Source organism: Thermobacillus composti KWC4, from assembly GCF_000227705.2.
Lineage (GTDB): Bacteria > Bacillota > Bacilli > Paenibacillales > Paenibacillaceae > Thermobacillus > Thermobacillus xylanilyticus.
Window position 1 is genome coordinate 3,579,043 of the sequence record NC_019897.1, and the last position, 23,268, is coordinate 3,602,310.

Here is a 23,268-nt window from a genome sequence, read left to right on the forward strand (position 1 = left end):
ACGCCCACATTTGGCGATAGATCTTTCATGGAATATCCATATTTTTACACAATATCACTCCGCGGTTCATCAACAAAAAAGGGGGATGCGCCGTCACGCAAACCCGCCTGTCTCACAGAAATCGCTGACCAAATCTTCCACAAGCGCTTCCTGATGAACCTTCCGCCCCGCTTCCCGCATCACGGCGCACAATGAGCGATCCCATTCCACCACCATATTCGCCAGCCTTGAAAGTTCGCCTCCGTCGAACGCCGGGCCCGGCAAAGACCGGATCGCCGTCAGATAAGACTCGCTGTCAAACCGCCATGGCGCAAACCGCTCCGGAAACAGACCGGCCAATGTCCGGGCCATGGACAATCCCTTGATGTCGAAATCACCGGAATAATACAGCTTGCAGCCATCACCCGAATGCTCCAGCACTCGCTGCATCCAGCGGATCGCCGCCGCGCTGGCCGGTCCGCTCGTGCAGATCAGCGCGGGAGGATCGCCGTCCATCACCACCGGTCCGGCCGCATCCACAATCGTTGAAAATACGGCGGGATTCTCGACGACATAGAGCGAAGAACAACGCGGAATCCGTTCGGCCGCCTCCACCTGCCGCAACGTCCACACCCGCGGCATCGCCGGCTCGTCCGGAACCGGGACATACCAGTGAACGATAGAAGACAGGTCGTCATCCAGGATGCCAAATCGGCGGTACAGTTCCCGCAGCTTCAACGTCCCGGAACCGTCTTCCTCTTCCCGCGAATCTCCGGCACCCAACTCGGAGGCGGCATCGCCGCCGCCCGTCGAGGCGACGCCGTCCTCCATATCCGCCAGTTCCCTGAGCACCGCCAGCAGCATCCGGCCGGCGGGATGTCCGGCATCCAGCGCGTGGGCATCGCCGCTGATCCGGGCAGCCAACACCGGGAGCCGGATCGGCCGACCCGCACCCGCGAACAGGAAGTCCAGCACGCGCACGACAACCCGAAGCGACGACAGGGCCTCTTCCGGATCGGCCTTGTACAGTTCCCGCAGCGCGGGCAGTCCGGCCCCGCAACCCTGTTCCAACCGGGACAGCCATTCGGCGGCAACCGAAGATACCACCGCTCCCGCGGATTCCCGGGCCGCCAGCAGAAACCGCCGCCATGCTTCGTCCCGCAGCGACCGTTGCTCGCTCTTGGCCAGCAGCGGCCGGCCTTCCAGCACCTGATGCAAATCCAGGATGCCGATCGCGAACGCCGAGTCGCGCAGCTCCGTTTCGAACAGGGTGAGCGGGATCTCGGCCGTGTCCCCGGGCCTTAAGTTCCAGCCGAAGAACTCGCCGATCGCCTCGCATTCGTCCGGCGACAGATCCGGCACGACCGCCTTGCCGCCGATCCGCCCGAGCGATGCATACTTCCTCCAGACAGCGGCCAGCATGCGCCGGAAGGCTGGCCGGCCAAAATATTGGGCCGCCCTCCGCGGACCATCGCCCCGCTGCTCGTCCGTCCTCATGACGCATCCGCCTCGTCCGGCACATATTCCCTGACGCGCCCGTTCCACCGGTAGCGGAACAGCGTGATGAAATCGGCGTCCTTTGGGCGGTGGATTTCATAGATGGCCAGCCGGGGCACCGTGTCGTAACAGCCCCACAACACCTGCGATGTCATCATGTAGTCGAAGCCCATTTCGGTGAGCAGTTGAAACATGTCGCGCATGTTCTCTTCGTCGACCCCGGCGAACGCCTCGTCGAGCGAGATGATCCGCGGCGCGTCGGGACGGGCGTCGGAATACCTCGACCAGGCCGCGGCGAACAGCGGAATGTACATCGCCATCGCCTTCTCGCCGCCGCTCAGCACATTGAAGCGCGAATCGGTGAGCGGCCGGTACCCGGTCTGTTCCCCTTTGCGATACTTCAGCTCGAACTGGAACCAGTTGCGGTAGTCAAGCACCTCGTACAGATGCTTGCGCAGCGACTCCTTCTCGCTCAGGGCGTTCTGCTTCGCGTAGCCGATCTGCGAGCGGAAATGCCGGATCATGGCGTCAATCTCGTCTTCGCGCAGCCGGTGGGCGTCCCGCTTGAGCAGCTCGACGAGCACCGCCGTGTCCAGCTGCTGTTCGTTCGCCGCCGCCTTCTCCCGCCATTCCAGCTTCAGCCGCAGGCCGCTCGACGTGTTGCGCTCTTCCATGAGACGGTTCATGCGGTCCACCCAGCTTTCCGCGCGGTGGATGCGCTGGCGGATCGCCTTGCCGACGCTGCGCAAGATGATCTCCTCGTACAATTCGCGGTCCTTCTCGCTGAGCAGCGCGCTCTGCTGTTCCTCGTCACGCTTCAGTTCCTCGAGCAGCAACGAAGGCGGCTGCGGATGCGCGCGGTCCCTTTTCGAGGCCAGCACGATCCGTCCTGTGTCTTCCTCGATGTCCAGCTCGAGCACGTAGTCGGTCAGAACGCTCCGCACTTCATTGAACTGCTCCAACAGCGTGTTCTTGACCGTGTCCGCGTTCCGGCCGGAGAACGCCGCGTCGTAGCGCTGCCGGATCGCATGGGCCAGCTCTGCCGCCCGTTCCGCGCCCGCGGATGCGGCTTCGGCCGCCGCGTCCCGCCATTCGTCCAGAAGCCGCCTGCCGATCTCGCGCCGCCAGCGCTCCAGAGCGTCTTCCAGCAGCCGCCGGCACTCGGCTTCCCGCTCCCGCACCAGTTCCACGCTTGCTGCCGCCTTGCCCGCCGCCTCGGTGGCATCCGCCAGCCTCGCGGACGCCGCCTTCCGTTCCAGCAGCAGCCGCTCCCGCTCCCGCTTCAACGTCTCGATGCGGCGGGAAATATCGGCCAGCCCGAGATCATCCATCAGCCTGCGCAATGCGTCCACCTGGGCGCGCAGCACGCGGCGGCGATCCTCCAGTTCATCCGTCAGCTGTTCGTCCTGTCCGATCGCGTCTTCCGCGGCTTGCCGCGCATGACGCAAGTCGTCTGTCCGCCGCTCCAGATCGGCCTGCCGCCGCCAGGCGGAATGCAGGTCCGAGAGCGCCGCCTCATAGTCCCTCGCCGCGGCCAGCGCCTCTTCGAGGTCCCGTTCCCGCTTCAGCCGCGACCAGGATTGTGTCAGTTCGGTCAACTCCCGCTGCAGTTCGCGCCATTCGGCCGACTTCGCCTTGAACCGCTCGAGCGCGCGATGCTCCTGACCGAGTGCGGCCTCCAACCTGGAAGCCGCATCGTTCAGGTCCTGCAGCCGCTGCTCAAGATTGGCCGTGTCCGGGAAACCGCCGCTCTCCTCAATCACCTGCCGCTCTCTGGCGGACAGGTCGGCCAGCCCGCGGTCGAGATCGGCGATCCGTTCGGCCAGCGCCTCCAGTTCCCGCTGCAGGCGCGCGATCTCCAGCAGCCGAGTCCGGCGCCGCGTCTCCTTGCCGATATACTCGGCGCGCGCCTTGCCGGCCGTCTGGCCGGCGAGCGGACCGATCCGCCAGGCTCCGGCGCCCGACAGGGCGGCCCCCTGCGCGTCAAGTCCGTACGCCCCTCCGTCATCGACCCACAGCACCGTCCGCAATACCGCGTCAATCGTCTCATTTGAGAGTCCGGATTCCGCCGGGGGCGACGGAACGAGCACATCGGCCAGCGTGTAACCGAACTCGATCGGCTGCGGAACAATCCAGGCCTCCTCTTCATCGTCGCCCGCCGCGCCGATCCGTCCGTCCGGCGAAATCCAGGCGTCCAGCAGCCCCGCGCGCTCCAGCGCTTCCTCGATCCGCGCCCGCCGCGCATCGTCCACATCCGCGCGGAAATCGCAAGCGGCGTACAGCGGCGCACCGCTTCCGGGCGCGCAGCGCTCGCGCCGGCGCGCGCGCGCATCGCCCCGGGGCGGCTCGGGCTCGCGCTCCGCTTCCCATGTCCGCTTCTCCTCCGCGAGCCGCTCCCGCTCCAACTCCAGCATCCGCCGTTCATGCTCCAGCCGCAGCCGCTCGGCGGCCAGTTGTTCCCGTCTTGCGGCCAGCGCTTCCCGCATCGGCGCGCGGATCGCTTCGGCGGACCGGGTGTTCACGCCGAACGCCGACACCGCCTCGAACGTCTCGCGGACCCGATCCTCGCCGAACGGCAATTCGACGAGCGCATCGCGCCACATGACGATTGTTTCGCGCAGCGCGTCCTTGCCTTCTTCAAGCGCCCGCGCGCATTCATTGCGCTCCCGCTCCCGTTCGTCCCTTCCCTTGCGCGCTTCGCCCAGGTCCGCTTCCAACTCCCGCACCGCCCGGGCGGCGGCCTGCTCCTCGCGCGCCTTCGCAAGCGCCATTTCCAACCGTTCCCTGTGCCGCTTCAGATCGCGCCGCCAAGGTTCCCTCCACACATCATCCGCGGGTTCGCCGCGCTCCCACAGCCGATGATGGACCGCGTGATCGGCGAATTCGATCTCTTGCGCGATTGATTCGAGCTCTTTCAACAACTCCTGTTGTTCCGCGCGCAACCGGCCGCTATGCAGTTCGGCTTCCTCAAGGTCGCGTTCGACCGCCAGAAGACGGTCGCGGTTCCTGCGCAATCGTTCATGCGCCAGTTCCAGATGTTTCTCCGCATCCGTGAGCGCGGCCGCCGCCGCTTCCAGCTCCCGCTGCTTGCCGATCGCCTCGTGGTTCTCCAGCACGTCCAGCTCGCTCTCGGCCTGCCCGATCGCCGCTTCCAGACGCGAAATGTCCGCCATCGCGGCCCGTTTGTCCTCTTCCGCCTGCTTCAGGTTCGCCTCGCTCTCGCGAAGCCGCGTCTCCTGCCCGCGATGTTCCGCGCTCGCCTCCAGCAACCGCGCCGATTCGTCGTACAGCGTCCGCCGGTTGTAGCGCTCGTACGTCTCCTGCAGCCTGCCGAGTTCCCGCATATGGAGACGCAGCTCGTCCAGCCGGTCGGCTATCTGATCCATGTCCTCCAGCACTTCGGAGAGCGGCCTGAGCTCATCCTCCTGCAGCGGCGGGAGCGCGCTGTGCAGAATGTCATAGATCGCCGACGGCTTGAATTCCTTCGACAGCTTCGGGCTGCGCAGCTGGATCATCAGATGCAGAAGATCCTGATAGCTCTCCGCGTCCGCGAAACCGAACAACTGCCGATTCACCAGATCGCGATAGGACGCCTGATCGTGCACCACCTGGCCACCGGCGCCGATCGCCTTCTCCAGCTCCTGCCGGCCGAGCGGAATCCGGGTATGGTGTTCGAGCCAGTGATTCCGATCGTACAGCCAGAAATCGATCCCGATCCTCCGCCCGTCGTCGAGCAGAAATCCCCAGAACTGCACCTGGGCCGCTCCCCGCCGCGCGCGAAGACCGATGCCGATCGTCTTCGTCAGCCCCCTCGCGGGATGGACGAATTCCATCCACAAATAGCCCGTGACGTCCGTCTTGCCGCTGTCCGGCTCGCCGAGCAGATAATACTCGATGCGCCGGTCGCGCGAACCGAACGGATCGAGGCGGTGCGGACGCTTGTCGCCGTCGAGGACGAGCGGGAGAAAACTTTGCATCGTCACCGACTTGCCCGATCCGTTCGCCCCACGCAGAATGAGCCGTCCATCCTCCAGTTCGAACACTTCTTCATCGTAATGCCAAAAATTGAGGATGCCGACGCGCCCCATCCGCCATCTGCCGTCCGCGTTCCCCGTATAGACCGTCATTCCGTCGCCTCCTCCGGTCTTTCTTTATTCTCCGCATCCGTTCTATGGTTCGTCATCCGTGCCCGCGATGTCGTATTCCCCGCTCCAGCGCGACAGCACAGGAAAGATTCTGAAGCGGTGCCCGTCCTCCCACTCGCCCAGCCGCCACTCCGCCATGTGGCGGGTGCATTCCTCCGCCAGCTGGGCCGAGGACATTCCGCGGTATTCCTTGCTCCAATAAGTCTGATGCTGTTCCTGCAGGCGCAGAAGCATCCCTTCCAGCTCCGACCGTTCGAGCAGGATCGTTCCGTCCGGTTCCGGCCGCAAGCCGCCGTCTTCCATGCCGAGACGGCGGCGCAGCTCACCGGCCAGCAGCAGGACGAGATCCGACACACCGGCCAGCGTCGGGAACAGCTCCGCCTCGCTCGTCAGTTCGGGATGGAAGAACAGAAGTCCCTCGCGGTATCTTCGGCCTTCCCATCCGAGCATCCGCTGCAGATGGTCCATGATCGACCTGCGCTGCGTCAGCACATAGGGCAGCAAATCCGCTTCCCAATCCCGGTCAAGCACGGCCGGCTCCATCAAGAACCGCCGGTAGACGCGATGGCGCCGGCGCATGTTCTCGCCGTCCGGCGTGTCCGCGTATCGGATCGGATCCGTCAGTTCCTCCATCCGGACGTACATCGTCAGATCCTGCGGGAACCGGCGGAGCACATAGCGGGCATGGGACGAACATTCGTAGAGCGCGTTCCGTTCCTCGCTCTGCGCCCAGCCGCTTTCGTCCCCGTCGACCGCGATCAGCACGCCGAGCGACGTCAGCTTGCGCAGCGCCCGGGCCATCGACATCCGGTGATGATAGATCTTCCAGTCCGCTTCCAGGCCCGCCGCGTTCATCTGTTCGCGCACTTCTTCCACCAGCTCCGACAGAAGAAACTGGTCCATCTCGGTCTTGTCTTCCAGATACCACAGCACATAGGTGAAAAAAACGTAGTCGCTGACCTCGCGGAACTCCTCGAACCCCATCCACGGGTGCGGTATGGCCGGCGTCTTTTCCAGCTTGGCGAGACTGCGCGTGACGATGAGGGGAAGACCCGCCTGATCCATGAACCAGTCCCGCAGCTCCTCGTAGTCATCCCGGATCGCGAAGTAGAGGTCCGGATCGTCTTCCTTCAGGATCCATGGCCGGTTCAGCAGCGCGTGGACGCATTCCCGCTTGCGCTCCAGCGCCTGCGCCGAAGCCGCCTCCGTGCGGGCCGCCCGCTTCGCCCGCGCGATCGCGCTCATGCCCGCGTTGCCGCCGCTCATTCGCCCCGTCCTCCTTCCGCCGCCGCGGCCGCCATCCGGGCCGCGTCTTCCATCGCGAAGACGAACTCGTAATCCGGCAGCTCCAGGTCGCCGTCTTCCGATCGGAGGATGGTCCGCCGCGCCGTCCGGGGATTCGTCATGGCGATGACGACGCCTTCCGGCGTCATGAACGAATGCCGAGGCGACGCGTTGCATCTTCCGATCCAGTGCAAGAGCCGCAAGCGCACGGCGGACGGCACGACGCCGAGTTCGGATACGACGAGCTTTCCACGCCGCAGCAGATCCTGCATGACCGCCCATTCCTCCGCCTGGCGCCGCCGGTACGCCTCCCGCTCGCGCCGCTTCCGTTCGGCATGCTCGGGCACCGGCTCCGTCTCCTGCCGCCCGATGCGCTTCCGGCTGCGGGAGCGCAAGGCGCGTACCGTCGGCTCCTCGTCCCACATCGACTGGTCGGCCCGGTCGGTCAACCGCAAATCTTCACCTTGCAGATGGCGTGTCCGAAACAAGCCGAACACGAGCCCGGCCAACCTGTGCGCGTCCTCCAGCCGCTCCATCCGCGCGAACCAGCCGGCGAGATGTTCCAGTTCCTTCTTGCGGCTGACGCCGGAGCGTTTTCTTTCTTGCAGGCGGATGACGCTGCGCACGACGCGCGCGATCGTGTCCTTCGTCGCCCGCTCGAGCAGCGCCAGCTCGGACGGGGCGCGCCCGTCTCCGCGGAACCATCGGTCCAGATTGCTCCAGCCCTGCCGCAACTCGCCGACCATCGACGCCTTGTCCGGCACGTCCTCAAGCCGGGGCCTGTCCAGTTCTTCGTCGGCGACACGCTCCAGGAACATGTCGCGCAGATTGGCCGATATCTGCTCGAGATTGCCTTCGATCTTGTAGGCGCTCCGCTGCAGCGCCTGAACGAAATTCTGCAGGTAATGGGTGAGCCGGTCCTTGTAGACGAGGAACGATTCGGTTACCATCATTTCCTCGGCCTTGGCCGTCTGCATGCTCGCGATGTAGTCGGCCGCGTTCTCGTGCAGTCGCTTGAACGCGTCATGGAGCGACGTCCACAGTTCAAGCGCGGCTCCCGGCTCCTTGTCCCAGTCCATCCGCCGGATGGCGAAAAGTTTCTCCGCAATCGAGTCGAACAGCGTCGGCTCCAGCGAGCCGCCGTATCCCGTCACTTTCTCGAGCGATTCCAGCAGCCGCTCGATCTCGATTGAATACGGCGTGAGCAGATATTGCAGCTTCTTGCGCATGTACTCTTCAAGCGTTGTGGCGCGCCCCGCGTCGTGCCGGGAAGCGAGGTTGCCCCACTCCTCGAGCTGCGCGAGATCGGCCATGCACTGCTCCAGCGTGTAATCGGGCAGCGCGCCCCACCGCATGACCCCGTTGTACACGTCCTCGGGCTTCATCCAGTAGCGCAGACGCTTGTATTCCTCGTAGAAAAATCGCATGATCACGCGGTAACGGGCGACGTTGTCCGCGTTGACATACTTGAGTTCGGGGATGTTGCGCGTCAAGCGGCCGGACAGCGGCAGATCCATTTTCCGACTCCCTTCGCCATGAAACGTTCTATTCCCAACTGTAAACAAGAACACGGGCGGTTGGCAAGCCGCGGAATGTTGGGAAAGCGAACAATTGCGCAAGAAGAAACCCCGCCAAATAGGCAGGGACATGACCCAATCATTTTTCAGCCGTCTCATCCAACTTCAATTTTCTACGCCATTCCAACGTTTCCTTGAGCATGTTCGCTTCCATGATGGCGATCGCTTCCGGATCGCCGGCCGTGATCAGATCGAGCGACGTGCCGATCCGTTCTTCCATCCGGCGTTTCGCCCGGAAAAATCCCGAGGTTTTCGGCAGTTCGATTATTTCCGGATTGACCGCCTCCCTTCAAAGCGTCACGGCGATCCTGCATCATCGCTTTCAAACCATTCGCGAACCATCATACTTGCGGCAGCCGGCTCAAGCTCTCCCGCAGCGCTTCTTCCGAATACGGCGTATCCTGCAGGGCGCCGGACAGATACGTCTCATAAGCCGACATGTCGAAATGACCGTGGCCCGACAGGCCGATCAGGATGACCTTCTTCTCGCCGGCTTCCTTCGCCCGCAGCGCTTCGTCGATCGCCGCACGCACCGCATGCGCCGACTCCGGCGCCGGCACGATGCCCTCGGTCCGGGCGAACTGCACGGCCGCCTCGAAGACGCGGGTCTGGTCGTACGCGACAGCCTCGATCAGCCCGTCATGATAGAGCTGGCTGACGAGCGGCGAGTCGCCATGGTAGCGCAGCCCGCCGGCATGGATGCCCGGCGGCATGAACTCGTGGCCGAGCGTGTACATCATGAGGAGCGGCGTCATCTTCGCCACGTCACCGAAGTCGTACGCGAACGTACCGCGCGTCAGCGTCGGGCAGGCCGACGGCTCGACGGCCACAAGGCGAACCTTCCGGTTCTCCGTCAGCTTGTCCCTCAGGAACGGGAACGCCAGCCCGGCGAAATTCGAACCGCCGCCGCAGCTCGCGAACACCACGTCGGGATACTCCCCGACTTTCTCAAGCTGCAGCTTCGCTTCCTGGCCGATGACCGTCTGATGCAGGCAGACGTGATTCAGCACGCTGCCGAGCGAATAGTTCGTGTCGCTGCGCTTCGCCGCATCTTCCACCGCCTCGCTGATCGCGATGCCGAGCGATCCGTTCGAGTCCGGATCGGCGGCGAGCACGGCGCGGCCCGCTTCCGTCAGGTTCGACGGGCTTGCGACGACCCGGGCGCCGAATGTGTTCATCAGGATGCGGCGGTACGGCTTCTGGTTGTAGCTGACCTTCACCATGTACACCATGCATTCCAGCCCGAAGAATCGGCAGGCCAAGCTGATGGATGAGCCCCATTGGCCGGCGCCGGTCTCCGTCGTCAGCCGCTTGATGCCCGCTTCTCTGTTATAGTAGGCTTGCGGAATCGCCGTGTTGAGCTTGTGGCTGCCGGCCGGGGAGACGCCTTCGTACTTAATAATAAATGTGCGCCGGCGTATCCATCTCCTTCTCCAGCTGCAGGGCGCGGTACAGCGGCGCCGGACGCCAGATCTTGTACAGCTCCCGCACCGGCTCCGGAATTTCGATCCACCGTTCCGTCGATACTTCCTGCTTGATCAGCTCCATCGGGAAGATCGCCGCCAGATCTTCGGGACCGGCCGGTTTCCCGGTCGCCGGGTTCAGCGGCGGCTGCGGCAGGTTGGGCATGTCCGCCATGACGTTGTACCAATGCGTCGGAATCTCGCGTTCGGACAGCAGAATTTTCTTCTCGCTCACCGGCATCGACTCCTTGGGGAAGTTTCTACAAAACATTCAACGCGAAGGGGAAATTTCCTTTTCATCGTCTTCAATTCTGTTCCGGAATACGGAGGAATCGGCAATGTTCATGTTGAAGTGGAAAATGGCACTTGTGCTGATGGAGGTTTCGGTCGACATGACGTACTGGGGGGAACTGCTCTCCGGCGTGTCGGAGGGGAAGGCTGTATGACGATGCTGCTGGTAAACGGCCGAGCCTATGAGATCGACGGCATCCTTTTCGACAAGGACGGCACGCTGCTTGATTTCCTCGGGTTATGGGGAGCCTGGGCGGATTGTCTGTACGAACGGCTGCGCGCCGGTCTTGCCGCCCTGGGAATCGAGTGGCGGATGAACGAGTGGACCGAACTGCTGGGCACTTTCCATGCGGCGGACGGCCCGATGATCGGCTATGACCGCAAAGGCCCTTTCGCGATGGGGTCGATCGATGATGTGACGGCCATTCTGGCGGGCAAGGCGTATCGTTGCGGGCTGCCGTGGAATGAAGCGCTGGAACTGGTCCGCAGCTGCCGCATCCAGGCTGCAGCGGAACTGGACCGGATGCGGCCGGCCCGGGCGCTGCCCGGCCTGCACCGTTTCCTGGAACAATGCGCGCAGCGCGGATTGCCGCTGGCCGTCGTAACCGCGGATGATACGAAGGAAGCCCGGAAACATTTGCATTGGCTGGGGATTGACCATCATTTCGCCGACATCATCGGCAACGACCGGGTAAGCCGCGGCAAACCCGATCCCGAGATGGCGCGCCTGGCCTGCGCCTCGCTCGGCATCGAGCCGTCGCGGACCGCGCTGATCGGCGATACCGCCGGCGACATGCAGATGGGCAAGGCGGCGGGCGTCCGCCTGACCATCGGGATCGGCGCGCCCGGCGGCCTGCCGGGAGCGGACGAAGTCGTTTCCGATTACGATGCGCTCGCCTTCCCGCCGCACGGGGAGGCGTGAAGTCGGGACGGTCGCGCAGAAGCCGGTTTTTCGGTTACGATGAGGACGGGAACATAGCGGCTGCAGGTTCCTTCGGCATCGCGCAGTCGTATGCATCCGAAAGGAGAGGATGGCTGTTGAAACTGGCGACATTGATGCGGGACGGGACGCCCCGTCTCGGGGTGAAAGTCGAGGGCGGAATCATCGATTTTGAGCGCGCGCTTGAAGCGACGGGCGGCAGCCGGGACGGCGTGCCGATCGATCCGATGGCCGCGATCCGCACGGGTGAGGCCGGCATTGCCGCGCTCGGTCGGCTGCTGGAAGAATGCCCCGCGACGGCCGGAGCACCGTACCTCGTGCCGGAGGATCAGGTGTCGTGGGGGCCGTGCGTGCCCGCGCCGGGCAAAATCATCTGCGTCGGGCTCAATTACCGCGCGCACGCCGAAGAGACAGGCAAGACGCCGCCGGAGACGCCCGTGCTGTTCAGCAAGTACGCCAACGCACTGAATGCCCATCTGCAGCCGGTTCGCGGCACGCATTTGACGGATCAGCTCGATTACGAGGCCGAACTGTGCGTCGTGATCGGGAAGCGGACAAGCGGGGTATCGGAGGCGGAAGCGCTGGATCATGTTTTCGGCTACTGCTGCGCCAACGACATTTCGGCGCGCGATCTGCAGAACCGCACATCCCAGTGGCTGCTCGGCAAGACCGGCGACGGCTTCTGCCCGCTCGGACCGTATCTCGTCACCGCGAACGAGGTCGGCGACCCGCAGCGGCTCGCGATCCGCTCGATCGTGAACGGCGAGGTGCGCCAGCAGTCCAATACGGGCGACATGATCTTCGGCTGCGCCGAGCTGATCGCGTATATCTCGCGGCATTTCACGCTCGAGCCGGGCGACATCATCCTGACGGGGACGCCCGCCGGCGTGGCGATGGGCATGCCCGGCAAGCCGTACCTGCGGGCGGGCGATACGGTGACGGTGGAAATCGAGCGGCTCGGCGCGCTGACGAATCCGATTGCGTGAGTTCAGGGGCTGGCTTGCGGCCAGGCCCCGTCTGTAACGGCACCAAGTGCCGTTATTGGGCACGCTGCCACGCCCGAACGGTCAATTAACGGCACCACGTGCCGTTATTTCCCTCTTTCGGGCGAAGGCTTCGGCCGCGAGCCGTCTGTAACGGCACCAAGTGCCGTTATTGGGCACGCTGCCACGCCCGAACGGTCAATTAACGGCACCACGTGCCGTTAATTCCCTCTTTCGGGCGGAAGCTTCGGCCGCGAGCCGCCTGTAACGGCACCAAGTGCCGTTATTGGGCACGATGCTACGCCCGAACGGTCAATTAACGGCACCACGTGCCGTTAATTCCCTCTTTCGGGCGGAAGCTTCGGCCGCGAGCCGCCTGTAACGGCACCAAGTGCCGTTATTGGGCACGCTGCCACGCCCGAACGGTCAATTAACGGCACCACGTGCCGTTAGCCGCCCCGACGCCTTGCCCGGGCATGCCTTAACGGCATGGAATGCCGTTAAGGCTCGGCGGCGCGGTCAGGCCACGCTAACGGTACTACGTTCCGTTAGCGGCCGCGCACCCGCGCGACGCGCACGCGCCGCGGTCACACCGCGCGGCGCCGCAGCACGCGCACGCCGTGCACCGGCAGCTCCAGCGCGCTGCCGGGCGCGTACGCCGCGCCGTTCTCCATATCCACGTATTCGCGCGCGTCGAGCGCCAGCTTCACCGGCCCGCCGGTGAAGTTCTGCACGAACACGTAGTCGTGCTCGCCGTCGGTGCGCACGCCCGCGGTCACGCCCCGCGGCAGATCAACCTCAAGCGCACGCCGCACGCCCAGCCGCCTCACCAGGCCGCCGTAGAAGTCGTCATAGAACGGCGGCTGCGCCCGTCCGGCCAGATAATACGCGCGCCCCGCGCCGAGCCGGCACACGGTCAGGGCCGGACGCCCGGCGTAGAAATCATCCGTATACTCCGCCAGCACCTCGGCGGACTCCGCGTGCACGAGCTCGCACAGCTCGCGGATCTCGTACGTCCGCCCCTCCGTTAGCCCCAGCTCAACCGCACCCAAACCGTTCATGCGCAAGCCGTTCCGGTCCTCGTCGTACAGCCCCTCGATCTCCTCCGCCCATATGCCGAGCACATGCCGCAATGGCCCCGGGAATCCCCCGAGATAACAAAGATCGTTCTCGTCGACGATGCCCGACCAGTACGTCGCGACGAACGTGCCGCCGCGCTCGACGAACGCCTCGACCTTCCCGCCGACGCCCGGCTTCACCATGTACAGCATCGGCGCAATGATCAGCTTGTACCGCTCCGGATCAAAGTCATCCTCCGGGCCGATCACATCAACAGGCACGCCAAGCTCCCACAGCGCGCGATAATGCGTGTGCACCGTCTGCTCATACCCCATTCCGGCGTTGCGCGGTCCCTGTGCATCCCGGATCGCCCACCGGTTGTCCCAGTCGAACACGATCGCCGCCTCCGCCGGCACCGCGCAACCGCGCACGTCCGCCAGCCGCTTCAACGTCTCGCCGAGCTCCGCGACATCGCGGAACACGCGGGTATGCTCGTGGCCGGCGTGGCCTATGACGGCGCCGTGGAACTTCTCGCTCGATCCCCGGCTCTTCCGCCACTGGAAATATTGCACCGAATCCGAGCCGTGCGCCACCGCCTGCAGCGAGGACAGCCGGTGCATGCCGGGCCGCTTCAGCTTGCTGACCGGCTGCCAGTTCGTCAGGCTCGGCGTGCTCTCCATGAGCAGGAACGGCCGCCCGCCCTTCAAAGAGCGGAACAGATCGTGGTTCAGGGCGAACCACGAGGCCGTGTCCGCGTCGCCGTCCGCGCCGGGCTTGTGCCACAGCGGGTACGCGTCCCAGGAGACGACGTCCATCTCCCGCGCCAAAACGCGATAATCCAGCCCGTCGTACAGTTCCATCAGATTCGCCGTCACCGGCAGGTCCGGATTCACCGCCTTCAAAGGCCTTGCCTCATGTCTCAGAAAATCGGCCGTCTGCTCGGTCACGAACCGCCGCCAGTCGAGGTTGTGCCCGTGCACCTGGTTCTCCCCGTGCGGGGCCGGCGACTCGATCTGCGACCAGTCGGTGTAGGTGTGCGACCAAAACGCCGTCCACCAGGCCCGGTTCAGCTCCTCCAGCGTGCCGTACTTCGCCTTCAACCATTCGCGGAACGCGTCCTGGCACAGCGGGCAATGGCATTCGCCGCCGTACTCGTTCGACACGTGCCAGCCGACGACGGCCGGGTGATGCGCGTACCGCTCCGCCAGCTTCGCGTTCATGATCGCCGTCTTCTCCCGGTACACCGGCGACGTGTAGCAATGGTTGTGGCGGAACCCGTGCAGATTGCGCACCCGGTTCGGCCCGACGCGCAGCACCTCCGGATACTTCTGCGACATCCACGCCGGCCGCGCCCCGCTCGGCGTCGCCAGCCAGACGTAAATGCCGTTCCGGTGCAACCGCTCCATCACATCATCCAGCCAGCCGAATTCGAACCTCCCCTCTTCCGGCTCCAGCGCCGCCCACGCGAAAATGCCGACCGACATCACGTTGCAGCCGGCCAGCTTCATCAGCCGCACATCCTCCTCCAGCACCTTCGGATCGTGCAGCCATTGGTCCGGATTATAGTCCGCCCCGTGCATGAGCACCGGCAGTTTGGCGCTGACCGGCGGGTAACGTTTGAGCATGCGCATCACGTTTCCTCCTCCCGCAAAACATCCCACGTGGCCAGCCTGCGCCCCTCATAATCGAACAACGTCAGGTTTGCCCAGTTGTTGTGATGGCCGACCGACCACATGGCCTTCGCCGGAATCCACGCGGGCTCCCACCAGTAGAATCCGGCGCCGAGCCCATTCGGCGTCTCGCGCACGATTCGCATGAAATCCCTCAGATAGGCCGACTGCCCGGGGGCGCTGGCCGGATAGTCCGGCGCAAGCTGATCCTCCCGCTCCACAATCAAGTCCGGATCCCCATACTTCCGGAGCGTCCACGGATAGGCGGTCTCCACCACCACGATCGGCTTGCCAAACGTCTCCGCCGTCAGCGCCAGGTTATGCCTCAGATCCTCCAGCGTCCCGTGCCACCACGTATAGAACGACTGGCCGATCACGTCGTAGTCGACGCCGAGCTCCTCCATCTTCCCGAAAAACTTCCGCGTCGCCTCCCAGTCCCCGCCGCGGTCGATGTGCACCATGATCCGCGCATCCGGGCAGACGGCGCGCACCGCGGACGCGCCCGCCTGCAGCAGCCCGGCGAACGCGCGCCATTGCGCGTCCGTATCATATTCCCCGTCCACGCGCCCGTCCGGCCACAGCATTCCCGGCGTCACCTCGTTGCCGATCTGCACCATGTCCGGCGCGGTTCCCTGCATGGCGAGCGCGGACAGCACATCCGCCGTGTACCGGCGCACCGCCTCCCGAAGCCCGGCCGCGTCCAGCCCTTCCCACGACCGCGGCTTCCACTGGTTGGCCGAATCGGCCCACCGGTCGGAATAGTGGAAGTCCAGCAGAAAATGCAGCCCCCGCTCCTTGATGCGCCGGGCCATAACGAGCGTCCGCTCCAGATTGCAGAAGCCCCCCGGCGGATCGTTCCAGATGCGCAGCCGCACGGCATTCATGCCGAGATCGGCCATCAGATCAATCGGATCCCTCCGGACGTCTCCGTCAAAATACGCCCCGCCCGCCGCCTCCACCTCGTCGACGAACGACAGATCCATTCCCTTGATGAACATCATCCGGATTTCACTCCTTCACCGAGCCGAGCACCAGCCCTTTGATGAAATACCGCTGCAGGAACGGGTACACGAGCAGCACCGGCAGCGCCCCGATGAAAATTTGCGCCGCGTTGATTGTTTTCTGCGAGAGCAGCTGCATTTCCTCGATCGTGAAATTCATCGAACTCATGTCCCGCGAGACGATGACCGTCTGCAGGTAGGTCGCCAGCGGGTAATCTTCCTTCCGGCTCAGGTACAGCAGCCCGTCGAACCACGAGTTCCAGTGCCAGACGCCGGCGAACAGCCCGAGCGTCGCCAGCGCGGGCAGCGACAGCGGCAGATAGATGCGGAACAGGACGCCGAAATGGCTCGCCCCGTCAATGAACGCCGCTTCCTCGAGCGCCCGCGGCACGCCGCGGAAGAAGTTCATCATGAGCACGATCAGCCAGACGTTGACCATCGCCGGAATGATGAGCACCGCGAATTTGTTCATCAGCCCGAGCTTCAGGATGAGAATGTAGAACGGCACGAGTCCGCCGTTGAAAATCATCGTGAACACGAACGCCCAGGCGTACACCGGCCGGCCGCGGAATTCGCGGGTCTCCTTCGACAGCGGATACGCCGCGAGCACGGTGACGAGCAGGATGAGCGCCGTGCCGAGCACGGTCCGCATCACGGAAATCCAGACCGAACCGAGAAAATAGGGGTTGCTCACCGTCGCCTTGTACGCCTCGAACGAAAAGTCGACCGGCCACAGCCCGACCAGGTTGCCGTCCGCCGCCGCCTTCGAACTGAGCGAGACGGCCAGCACGTGCAGGAGCGGAATGACGCAGATGACGGCGAGCGCCGAGAGGAACGCGGTATTGAAGACGCTGAAGATGCGGTACGGCAACGTTTTGTGGTACATGGCGCCCCCTCCTCAGAATACCCGGTAGTTGGCGTATTGGTAAGCGAGCCGGTACGCCCCGACGATGAGCACCATGCTGACGACCGACTTGAACAGGCCGACGGCGGTGGCGAATCCGAAGTTGCCTTCGAGGATCGCCGTCCGGTAGACGAACGTGTCGATGATATCGCCCTTGTTCATCACCATGCTGTTGTACAGGTTGAAGATCTGGTCGAATCCGGCGTTCAAAATGTTCCCGAGCGACAGCGTCCCGACGACGATCGCCATCGGCAAGAGCGATGGAATCGTAATGTGCAGCGTCTGCTTCCACCGGCTCGCGCCGTCCACCTCCGCCGCCTCGTACAGGGCCGGGTCGACGTTCGCAAGCGCCGCGATGAAGACGATCGTGCCGTAGCCGAACTCTTTCCAGACGTCGGAGACGATGACCGTGAACCGGAACCAGTCGCCGTGCATCAGGAACGGGATCGGGCCGATCCCGATCGCTCCGAGCACCCGGTTGACGAAACCGCCGTCCGTCGACAGGAAGTTGACCAGAATGCCGCCCAGAATGACCCAGGACAGAAAATGCGGCAGATACACCATCGTCTGGATCGTGCGGGTCAGCAGCCGGATGCGCACCTCGTTCAGCAGAATCGCGAAAATCAACGGTACGAGCAGGTTGAAGACGATTTTGAATACGGAAATGATCAGCGTGTTCCAGATGACCTGCAGGCTGTCCTCCCGCTCGAACAACGCGCGGAAATGATCCAGGCCGATCCACGGCGAATGGTCGAAGCCGAGCCAAGGTTTATAGTCCATGAACGCCATGACGATGCCGCCGAGCGGCACATAGTTGAACACGACCAGTCCCGCCAGCGCGGGCAGCAGCATGAGGTGCAGCGGCCAGGTCCGCCTCAAGGTGGGTCTCATCCCTTCTGCCTCCCCGTTGCGAAGCGCTGCAGGCGCTCCGCTTGAATCGCGAAAGAAGGGGAACCGGAGGCTTCAGGCCTCCGGTTCCGCGCGCGTCCGCAGCCGGTCCGACCGGGCGCGGACGCGGAACTGTCTGCATTGCGGTCTTTTACTTCGTCTGGTTGTACCAATCGTTGACTTCTTTCGTCATCTGGTCGCCGCCGGAGCTTTTCCACGTCTGGACGAATTTGTCGAACTCGTCGAGGCTCTTCTGTCCGTAGATGATCTCGCTGAATGTCTGAAGCTCGATCTTCTTCAGATAGTCGAGTTTCGACGTCATCGTCGGCGTCGGCGGACCGCTGAACAGGTTCGTGTACGAGATGTCGGGCTGGGACATGAGCACCTTGGCGGCGGCCGGCGTCTCCGGACCGTAGTTGTTCTTCACTTCTTTTTCAAGCCGGGTCTCGGGTTCCTTGCCGTCCGCCAGCGCAAGCAGCGCCTTCATCTGCGCGTCCGGAATCCGCGCGCCGTCCCGCACGAGCCAGTAGCGGTTGATGTTGACCGGGCCGCCCGGAATGTCGTCCCCGTAGATCGGGTTGCCGCTGGCGTCAAGGTCGTAGTCGTACCCTTTGAACACCCCGATGTCCCACTGGCTGCCCGGCTCCGGATCGGCCAGCTGCTCGAACAGGTAGTTCTGGTACGTGAACAGCGCTTCCGGATGTTTCGCGTCCTTGCTGATGAGCGTCACGCCGTTCGTGAAGCGGGTGCCGTGGCGGCCCGCCTTGCCGTCCGGACCGGCCGGAATCGGGTACGGCTTCCAGACCGCGTGCGGCACGTTCTTCTCCGTATCCTGCAGCGGCCAGCCGCTCATCCAGTACGGACCGGGAATGATGCCCGCCGTGCCCGCCACCGCCGGTTCGGCCGTCTTGTTCTCGTCCCACAGCGCCGCTTCGGCCGGGATGTAGCCCAGGTCGCGCCAGCGCTTCAGCGTCTCGAGCGCCTGCTTCGCGCCGGGATGGATCGAGCCCCATGCCAGCGTGCCGTCTTCCGCGAGGTTCCATTGCTCCGGAATCGTGCCGAACGCGCCGAACACCCAGGACGGATCGCCCATCCACGTGTTGAACGTGTTCTTGAAGCCGATGGAAAGCGGCGTCACCTGATCCGGCGACAGGCCGTCCGGATTCCGGTGCTTGAACGCGTCCATGATCGTCTCGAGGTCGTCCAGCGTCTTCGGCGCCTCGAGGTTCAGCTTGTCCATCCAGTCCTGCCGGATCCAGAGCAGGTAGTCGTGGTTGTAGGCGTAGTCCAGCACCGGGATGCCCATCCGCTTGCCGTCGCGGATATAAGGATCCCAGACGTGCGGGTCGAGCGCCATCGCCTGCTTCCATTTCTCGTTCGCGTACGCGTCGAACAGCGACCCGACTTCGCGGAACAGGCCGGAGTCGATCAGATCGTGGGCGAGCTGCTCGTCGCCGATCGTGACGACGTCGGGCATCTGCTGGCCGGACGCCAGGGCCAGGCGCATCTTCGTGACGAACGCGTTGTTCGTGTCGGTGACCGACCAGAGCGTTTCGACCTTGATGCCGAGCGTCTCGAGCGCCCACCGGGTCGCGACGTTGTTCTCGATCGTCTCGCCGTTCTTGAACTGCAGCGCCGGGTCCACGCCCCACACCGTCGTAATCGTGACCGGCGGATCGTACTTGTCTCTGTAAGGGTTTTCATCCTGCCCATCGGATGAACCGGAATTCGAGCTTGCGTTCGGAGATGCAGAAGACGCCGGGGATTGCGATCCTCCGCCCTCCGCCGGGCCGCCCTTGTCCCGCGAGCCGCCGCAAGCCGATATCAGCGCCGCCGCGAGCACGAGGACCAGCGCGGCGGACCACCATTTCCGCATGCCGGTTTTCATGTTTCCCTCCCCCAATCGCCTTAAGGATGATGCACCTTGCCGGTGTCTGCTTTTCATTATAGGAAGGAGGCTTCGGTGAACCTATGGCGCGATGTCAACATTTCCGCACCTTTGGCAATCATTTGACGGCCGCTAACGCTCGCGGTATTCGAGCGGTGTCATGCCGAAATGCTTCTTGAACATCTTGCTGAAATATTGCGGGTTCTGGTAGCCAAGCTCGGCCGTGATCTCGTAGATTTTGCGGTTGGTGTGGGCAAGCAGCCAGCGGGCGCGCTCCATTTTGACCCGGATGATGTAGTCGCCGAGGCTCTCGCCGGTCTCGCTCTTGAACAGCTTGGACAGGTAGACGGGATGCAGGTACACCCGCTCCGCGATCGACCGGACCGAGATGTCCCCGGTCTCGGCCATGACCATCTCCTGCACCTGCCGGACGATGCGGCTCTTGATGTCGCGCTCGTTCTCCGTAAGCTGCCGCCGCAGACTGTCCAGCGTATCGAGCGCCCAGGCCCGCACTTTGTCCGCCGCAAGCAGCAGCGGGGGATCGAGCAGCGGATCGAGGCCCGACCGGTCAATCCGGTGGAACAGCACGCCCCGCTTGTGTGCCAGGTACAAGTAGGCGCTCGCGATCGACAGGAACGCTTCGTACAGGTGCTCGCGGGTGGCGGACATCCGCTCCAGCGAGTCGAACACCTCGCCGATTTTGTCCGCGGCCGCCCGCCAGTTCCGCGACTCGAGCAATTGGATGAGCGTCGGCGGCCGGTACAGGCTCTCGAGCGTCGTCACGGCGGCCGGGTCGTGCGGCGCCTCCTCCTGAAACAGGATCTGTCCGCCGCCGTCTTCCCGGTGCCGGAACAGCTCGGTGAGCGCCGCGCGGTAGGCGCCCGCCAGCTCGTCGGGGAACACGAACCAGGGCGAGATGACGATGGAGATGTCGCCCTTGAGATAATGGCGCACCTGCCGGTGGAACTCGCGGGCGAGCGGCTCAAGCTGCGCCTTGACCGGCAGCCCGGCCTCGCCGGCCGCCGTCCCGTCCCGCGGAGCGGCGAGCAGCATGACGCCGTCGTGCGGCGCCTTGCCGTGCCAGACGCGGAACCCCGGGGCGAACACTTCCTCGGCGATGTTGCCGACGGCGTACTCGATCAGGGACAGCGATTCCGCATCGTAATCGGCGAACGGGCGGCCGAGCGTCACCAGCATGAGCAGCGCCATGCCGCCCGGCTCGAGCGGGATGCCGTACTCGCGGAGCCGGTCCTCCAACCGGCGCCGCGGCCACGGCCTGCCGAGCGCCAGCCCGCGGATCAGATCGCCGCTGATGATCGAGCGGTCCGAATTGAGGCGGTAGCGCATCCGATGGAGCTGCTCGGCCTCGGCCCATTCGTCGCGCAGCGAATCGACGGCGCCCGCGATGCTGCGCATGAACTCCTCGTCGTTCACCGGCTTCAGGATATAGTCGAACGCCTGCAGACGGATCGCCCGCTTCGCGTATTCGAAGTCGGAATAGCCGGTGAGCAGCAGGCAGCGCACGTTCGGCCAGCGCGCGTTCACCTGCTCGATCAGCTCGAGGCCGTCCATCTCCGGCATCCGGATGTCGGTGACGAGGATGTCGATCGGACGCTCCTCGAGCAGGCGGAGCGCTTCGAGCCCGGAGGAAGCGGCGCACACTTCGCTGATGCCGAGCGATTCCCAGGGAATCGTCGCGTTCAAGCTGTCGATGATATAGGGCTCGTCGTCGACCAGAAGCAGTTCGATCAAGGCAGTTCCCTCGCTTTCGCATGGACATGGGAGATCGGGCGCGCGGCTTCGCCGTATGCATCCTCGTCCGCGGCAGATTCGGCCGCGGGGGTCTCCGCGCTGGCCGCGGCGTCGGTGGCGGCGGCGGTCACCGCATCGGGCGCGCCGGAGGCGGCATGGCCCGCGAGCCGCCACTCCAGCACGATCCGCAGCCCGCCGAGCGGGGAAGGCTCCATCCGCATTCCGGCGTCCGGGCCGTAACGGAGATATAGCCGCTGATTCACGTTCCAGAGGCCGCAGCCGGCCCGCTCGTCCATCGGTTCGGCCAGCCGGCGCAACAGATGGCCGCGCGCCTCCTCATTCAGCCCCTTGCCGTTGTCGTCCACGGTCACGCGGCATACGCCGTCCGCTTCGCCGACCGCGATGCGGATCAGCCCTTCGCCGCCGTTCGCTTCGATTCCATGCCGCACCGCGTTCTCGGCGAGCGGCTGGATGAGCAGCGGCGGCACGTGCAGGTGGCGCAGCCGGGACGGCAGTTCGATCGAGAACGTCAGCCGGCTGCGGCGCAGCTTGTGAATCTCCAGATAGCTGCCGACGAACTGCAGCTCCTCCTCCAAGGTGACGAAATCCCGCTCCTGGCGCGTCGCGTAACGGAAGTAGCTCGACAGGTTTTCGGCCATCGCGATGATCGCCTGGTGGTTTTTCATTTTCGCCATGCTGCTGATGAAGGAGATGCTGTTATGGAAAAAATGCGGGTTGATCTGCGACTGGAGCTGCTTCAGCCGCGCTTCCTGGACGCGCAGCCGCTCCAGATACACCCGGTTAAACAGCTCCTGGATCTGCTCCACCATGGAGTTGAAGCGCTGGAAGACGAACGCGAACTCGCTCTTGCCGCGCGGTTTCAGGCGCACGGTGTAGTCTTCGAGCTTCAGCCGCTGGAAGCTCGTCACGAGCTGCTTCAGCGGCGACTGCACCTGGGCGTAGAGGACGTAAGCCATGACGCAACCCATTAGCAGCAGGGAGCCGACGGACACGTAGAACAGCAGGTTTGTCCGCTTGATCGGCTGCATGACCTCCGCCAGCGGAATGTAGTCGATCAGGTACCATTCCGCGATATCGGATTTCTGCAGATAGACGAGGTACGGCTGGCCGTCCAGGGTGACGGTCCGGCTGCCTGTGGACAGTTCCCCCTCTTCTTCGAGCAGTTCCACCAGCCTGTCCGCAGCGGCGCTGTCCGCCGTGCTGTTGTAGATGGCGCCGACGCCCGGCATGTAGTAGAACGGATCGCGGCGGTCGCCGATTTTGAACTGGTCGAGCATGTGAACGAGATTGGAGCTGTCGAACTGCACTTCAATCACGAGGTTGACGTTGTGCAGACGTTCTTCGGTGACGTACGGAGAAATGGTGAACAGCGAGAAAAGGTACCGCCCGCCCTCCGCCGGCTCCACGTGCCATCCCGGCTTCAGCCTCCGGGTCAGTTCGCCGGGATCGTAGGGCGCCGCATTGCTGCTCGACACCACGCGGCCGAGCACGGGCGAGTAGATGTAGAGTCTGCTGCTCCAGTTGGAGGAGTTCTCCTGGATGCTCAGCTTGCGCTGGATGCGCTTCACGAGCATGATCTGGTCAAGCCCGAGCGACGGGACGGGGCTTTCGAAGGTGTGCCGGAGTTCCGTGATGTCGGGGTCGTGGATGAGCAGGTTGGGCCACAGCGCGATCGACTGGATCGTCGTGTCGGCCTGATGCTGGAAGAACGCGAGACGGTTCGCGTTCGAGTCGTTCAGTTCGTCCCGCAGCACATCGGTGCTGATCCGGTTGGACAGCACGTACAGGGCCACGATCGGCACCAGCAGGGCAAAAAGAATCAGCGCGATCTTCTTGAAGAGGTTGTGCTTCGGCATGACATCCCCCACCGTCCGTCGTCGCTTGCTCCGGGAAGGTGAAAAGAGGCTGCCCGGACTTCCCCGGGGC

The 23,268-nt window shown here is 64.2% G+C and carries 16 protein-coding genes; 2 read left to right on the forward strand and 14 right to left on the reverse strand.

Annotated features, from left to right (window positions below; genetic code table 11):
* Window positions 1–93: 93 nt before the first annotated feature.
* The 7 genes from THECO_RS16370 to THECO_RS22405 form a co-directional block, all read right to left on the reverse strand.
* The gene (locus tag THECO_RS16370; RefSeq protein WP_015256144.1) at window positions 94–1,476 is read right to left on the reverse strand and encodes a TIGR02679 domain-containing protein; all 1,383 of its coding nucleotides are present in this window, start codon (window positions 1,474–1,476) and stop codon (window positions 94–96) included.
* Window positions 1,473–5,603, reverse strand: coding sequence for a TIGR02680 family protein (locus THECO_RS16375; protein WP_015256145.1), 4,131 nt, complete (start codon window positions 5,601–5,603; stop codon window positions 1,473–1,475). The genes THECO_RS16370 and THECO_RS16375 overlap by 4 nt, the downstream gene beginning before the upstream one ends.
* A 42-nt stretch (window positions 5,604–5,645) precedes the next feature.
* Window positions 5,646–6,887 (reverse strand): TIGR02678 family protein, encoded by a 1,242-nt coding sequence (locus THECO_RS16380; RefSeq protein WP_015256146.1) that lies wholly within the window; start codon window positions 6,885–6,887, stop codon window positions 5,646–5,648.
* The gene (locus THECO_RS16385; protein ID WP_015256147.1) at window positions 6,884–8,422 is read right to left on the reverse strand and encodes a TIGR02677 family protein; all 1,539 of its coding nucleotides are present in this window, start codon (window positions 8,420–8,422) and stop codon (window positions 6,884–6,886) included. The genes THECO_RS16380 and THECO_RS16385 overlap by 4 nt, the downstream gene beginning before the upstream one ends.
* A gap of 139 nt (window positions 8,423–8,561) precedes the next feature.
* Window positions 8,562–8,702: a hypothetical protein gene (locus THECO_RS21800; protein ID WP_157373602.1), complete on the reverse strand. Its 141-nt coding sequence runs from the start codon at window positions 8,700–8,702 to the stop codon at window positions 8,562–8,564.
* A 121-nt stretch (window positions 8,703–8,823) separates the two neighbouring features.
* On the reverse strand, window positions 8,824–9,903 hold the full coding sequence (locus THECO_RS16390; protein ID WP_332306838.1) for a TrpB-like pyridoxal phosphate-dependent enzyme: 1,080 nt from the start codon (window positions 9,901–9,903) through the stop codon (window positions 8,824–8,826).
* Entirely contained in the window at window positions 9,878–10,180 is a 303-nt protein-coding gene (locus THECO_RS22405) for a PALP domain-containing protein (protein ID WP_232427703.1), read from the reverse strand. The genes THECO_RS16390 and THECO_RS22405 overlap by 26 nt, the downstream gene beginning before the upstream one ends.
* A gap of 207 nt (window positions 10,181–10,387) precedes the next feature.
* Here THECO_RS22405 and THECO_RS16395 point away from each other — a divergent pair, with 207 nt between their 5' ends.
* Together THECO_RS16395 and THECO_RS16400 are read left to right on the forward strand one after the other, a co-directional pair.
* Complete coding sequence (locus THECO_RS16395) at window positions 10,388–11,158, forward strand: HAD family hydrolase (protein WP_015256150.1); 771 nt, start codon at window positions 10,388–10,390, stop codon at window positions 11,156–11,158.
* A 116-nt stretch (window positions 11,159–11,274) separates the two neighbouring features.
* A complete protein-coding gene (locus tag THECO_RS16400) occupies window positions 11,275–12,162 on the forward strand; it encodes a fumarylacetoacetate hydrolase family protein (RefSeq protein ID WP_015256151.1) in 888 nt (295 codons plus the stop codon).
* Window positions 12,163–12,746: 584 nt separating this feature from the next.
* On the opposite strand, the gene THECO_RS16405 is transcribed toward THECO_RS16400, so the two are convergent.
* The 7 genes from THECO_RS16405 to THECO_RS16435 form a co-directional block, all read right to left on the reverse strand.
* Entirely contained in the window at window positions 12,747–14,843 is a 2,097-nt protein-coding gene (locus THECO_RS16405) for a beta-galactosidase (RefSeq protein WP_041854589.1), read from the reverse strand.
* Between the two features lie 5 nt (window positions 14,844–14,848).
* On the reverse strand, window positions 14,849–15,889 hold the full coding sequence (locus THECO_RS16410) for a glycoside hydrolase family 53 protein (protein ID WP_015256153.1): 1,041 nt from the start codon (window positions 15,887–15,889) through the stop codon (window positions 14,849–14,851).
* A 7-nt stretch (window positions 15,890–15,896) separates the two neighbouring features.
* A complete protein-coding gene (locus THECO_RS16415) occupies window positions 15,897–16,775 on the reverse strand; it encodes a carbohydrate ABC transporter permease (protein ID WP_015256154.1) in 879 nt (292 codons plus the stop codon).
* Between the two features lie 12 nt (window positions 16,776–16,787).
* Entirely contained in the window at window positions 16,788–17,684 is an 897-nt protein-coding gene (locus tag THECO_RS16420) for an ABC transporter permease (protein WP_015256155.1), read from the reverse strand.
* 148 nt (window positions 17,685–17,832) lie between these two features.
* Window positions 17,833–19,569 carry an extracellular solute-binding protein gene (locus THECO_RS16425; RefSeq protein WP_015256156.1) on the reverse strand — a complete coding sequence of 579 codons (1,737 nt, stop codon included), beginning with the start codon at window positions 19,567–19,569 and terminating at the stop codon, window positions 17,833–17,835.
* Between the two features lie 132 nt (window positions 19,570–19,701).
* On the reverse strand, window positions 19,702–21,321 hold the full coding sequence (locus THECO_RS16430) for a response regulator (protein WP_015256157.1): 1,620 nt from the start codon (window positions 21,319–21,321) through the stop codon (window positions 19,702–19,704).
* Window positions 21,318–23,198 carry a sensor histidine kinase gene (locus THECO_RS16435; RefSeq protein WP_015256158.1) on the reverse strand — a complete coding sequence of 627 codons (1,881 nt, stop codon included), beginning with the start codon at window positions 23,196–23,198 and terminating at the stop codon, window positions 21,318–21,320. The genes THECO_RS16430 and THECO_RS16435 overlap by 4 nt, the downstream gene beginning before the upstream one ends.
* Window positions 23,199–23,268: the final 70 nt, after the last annotated feature.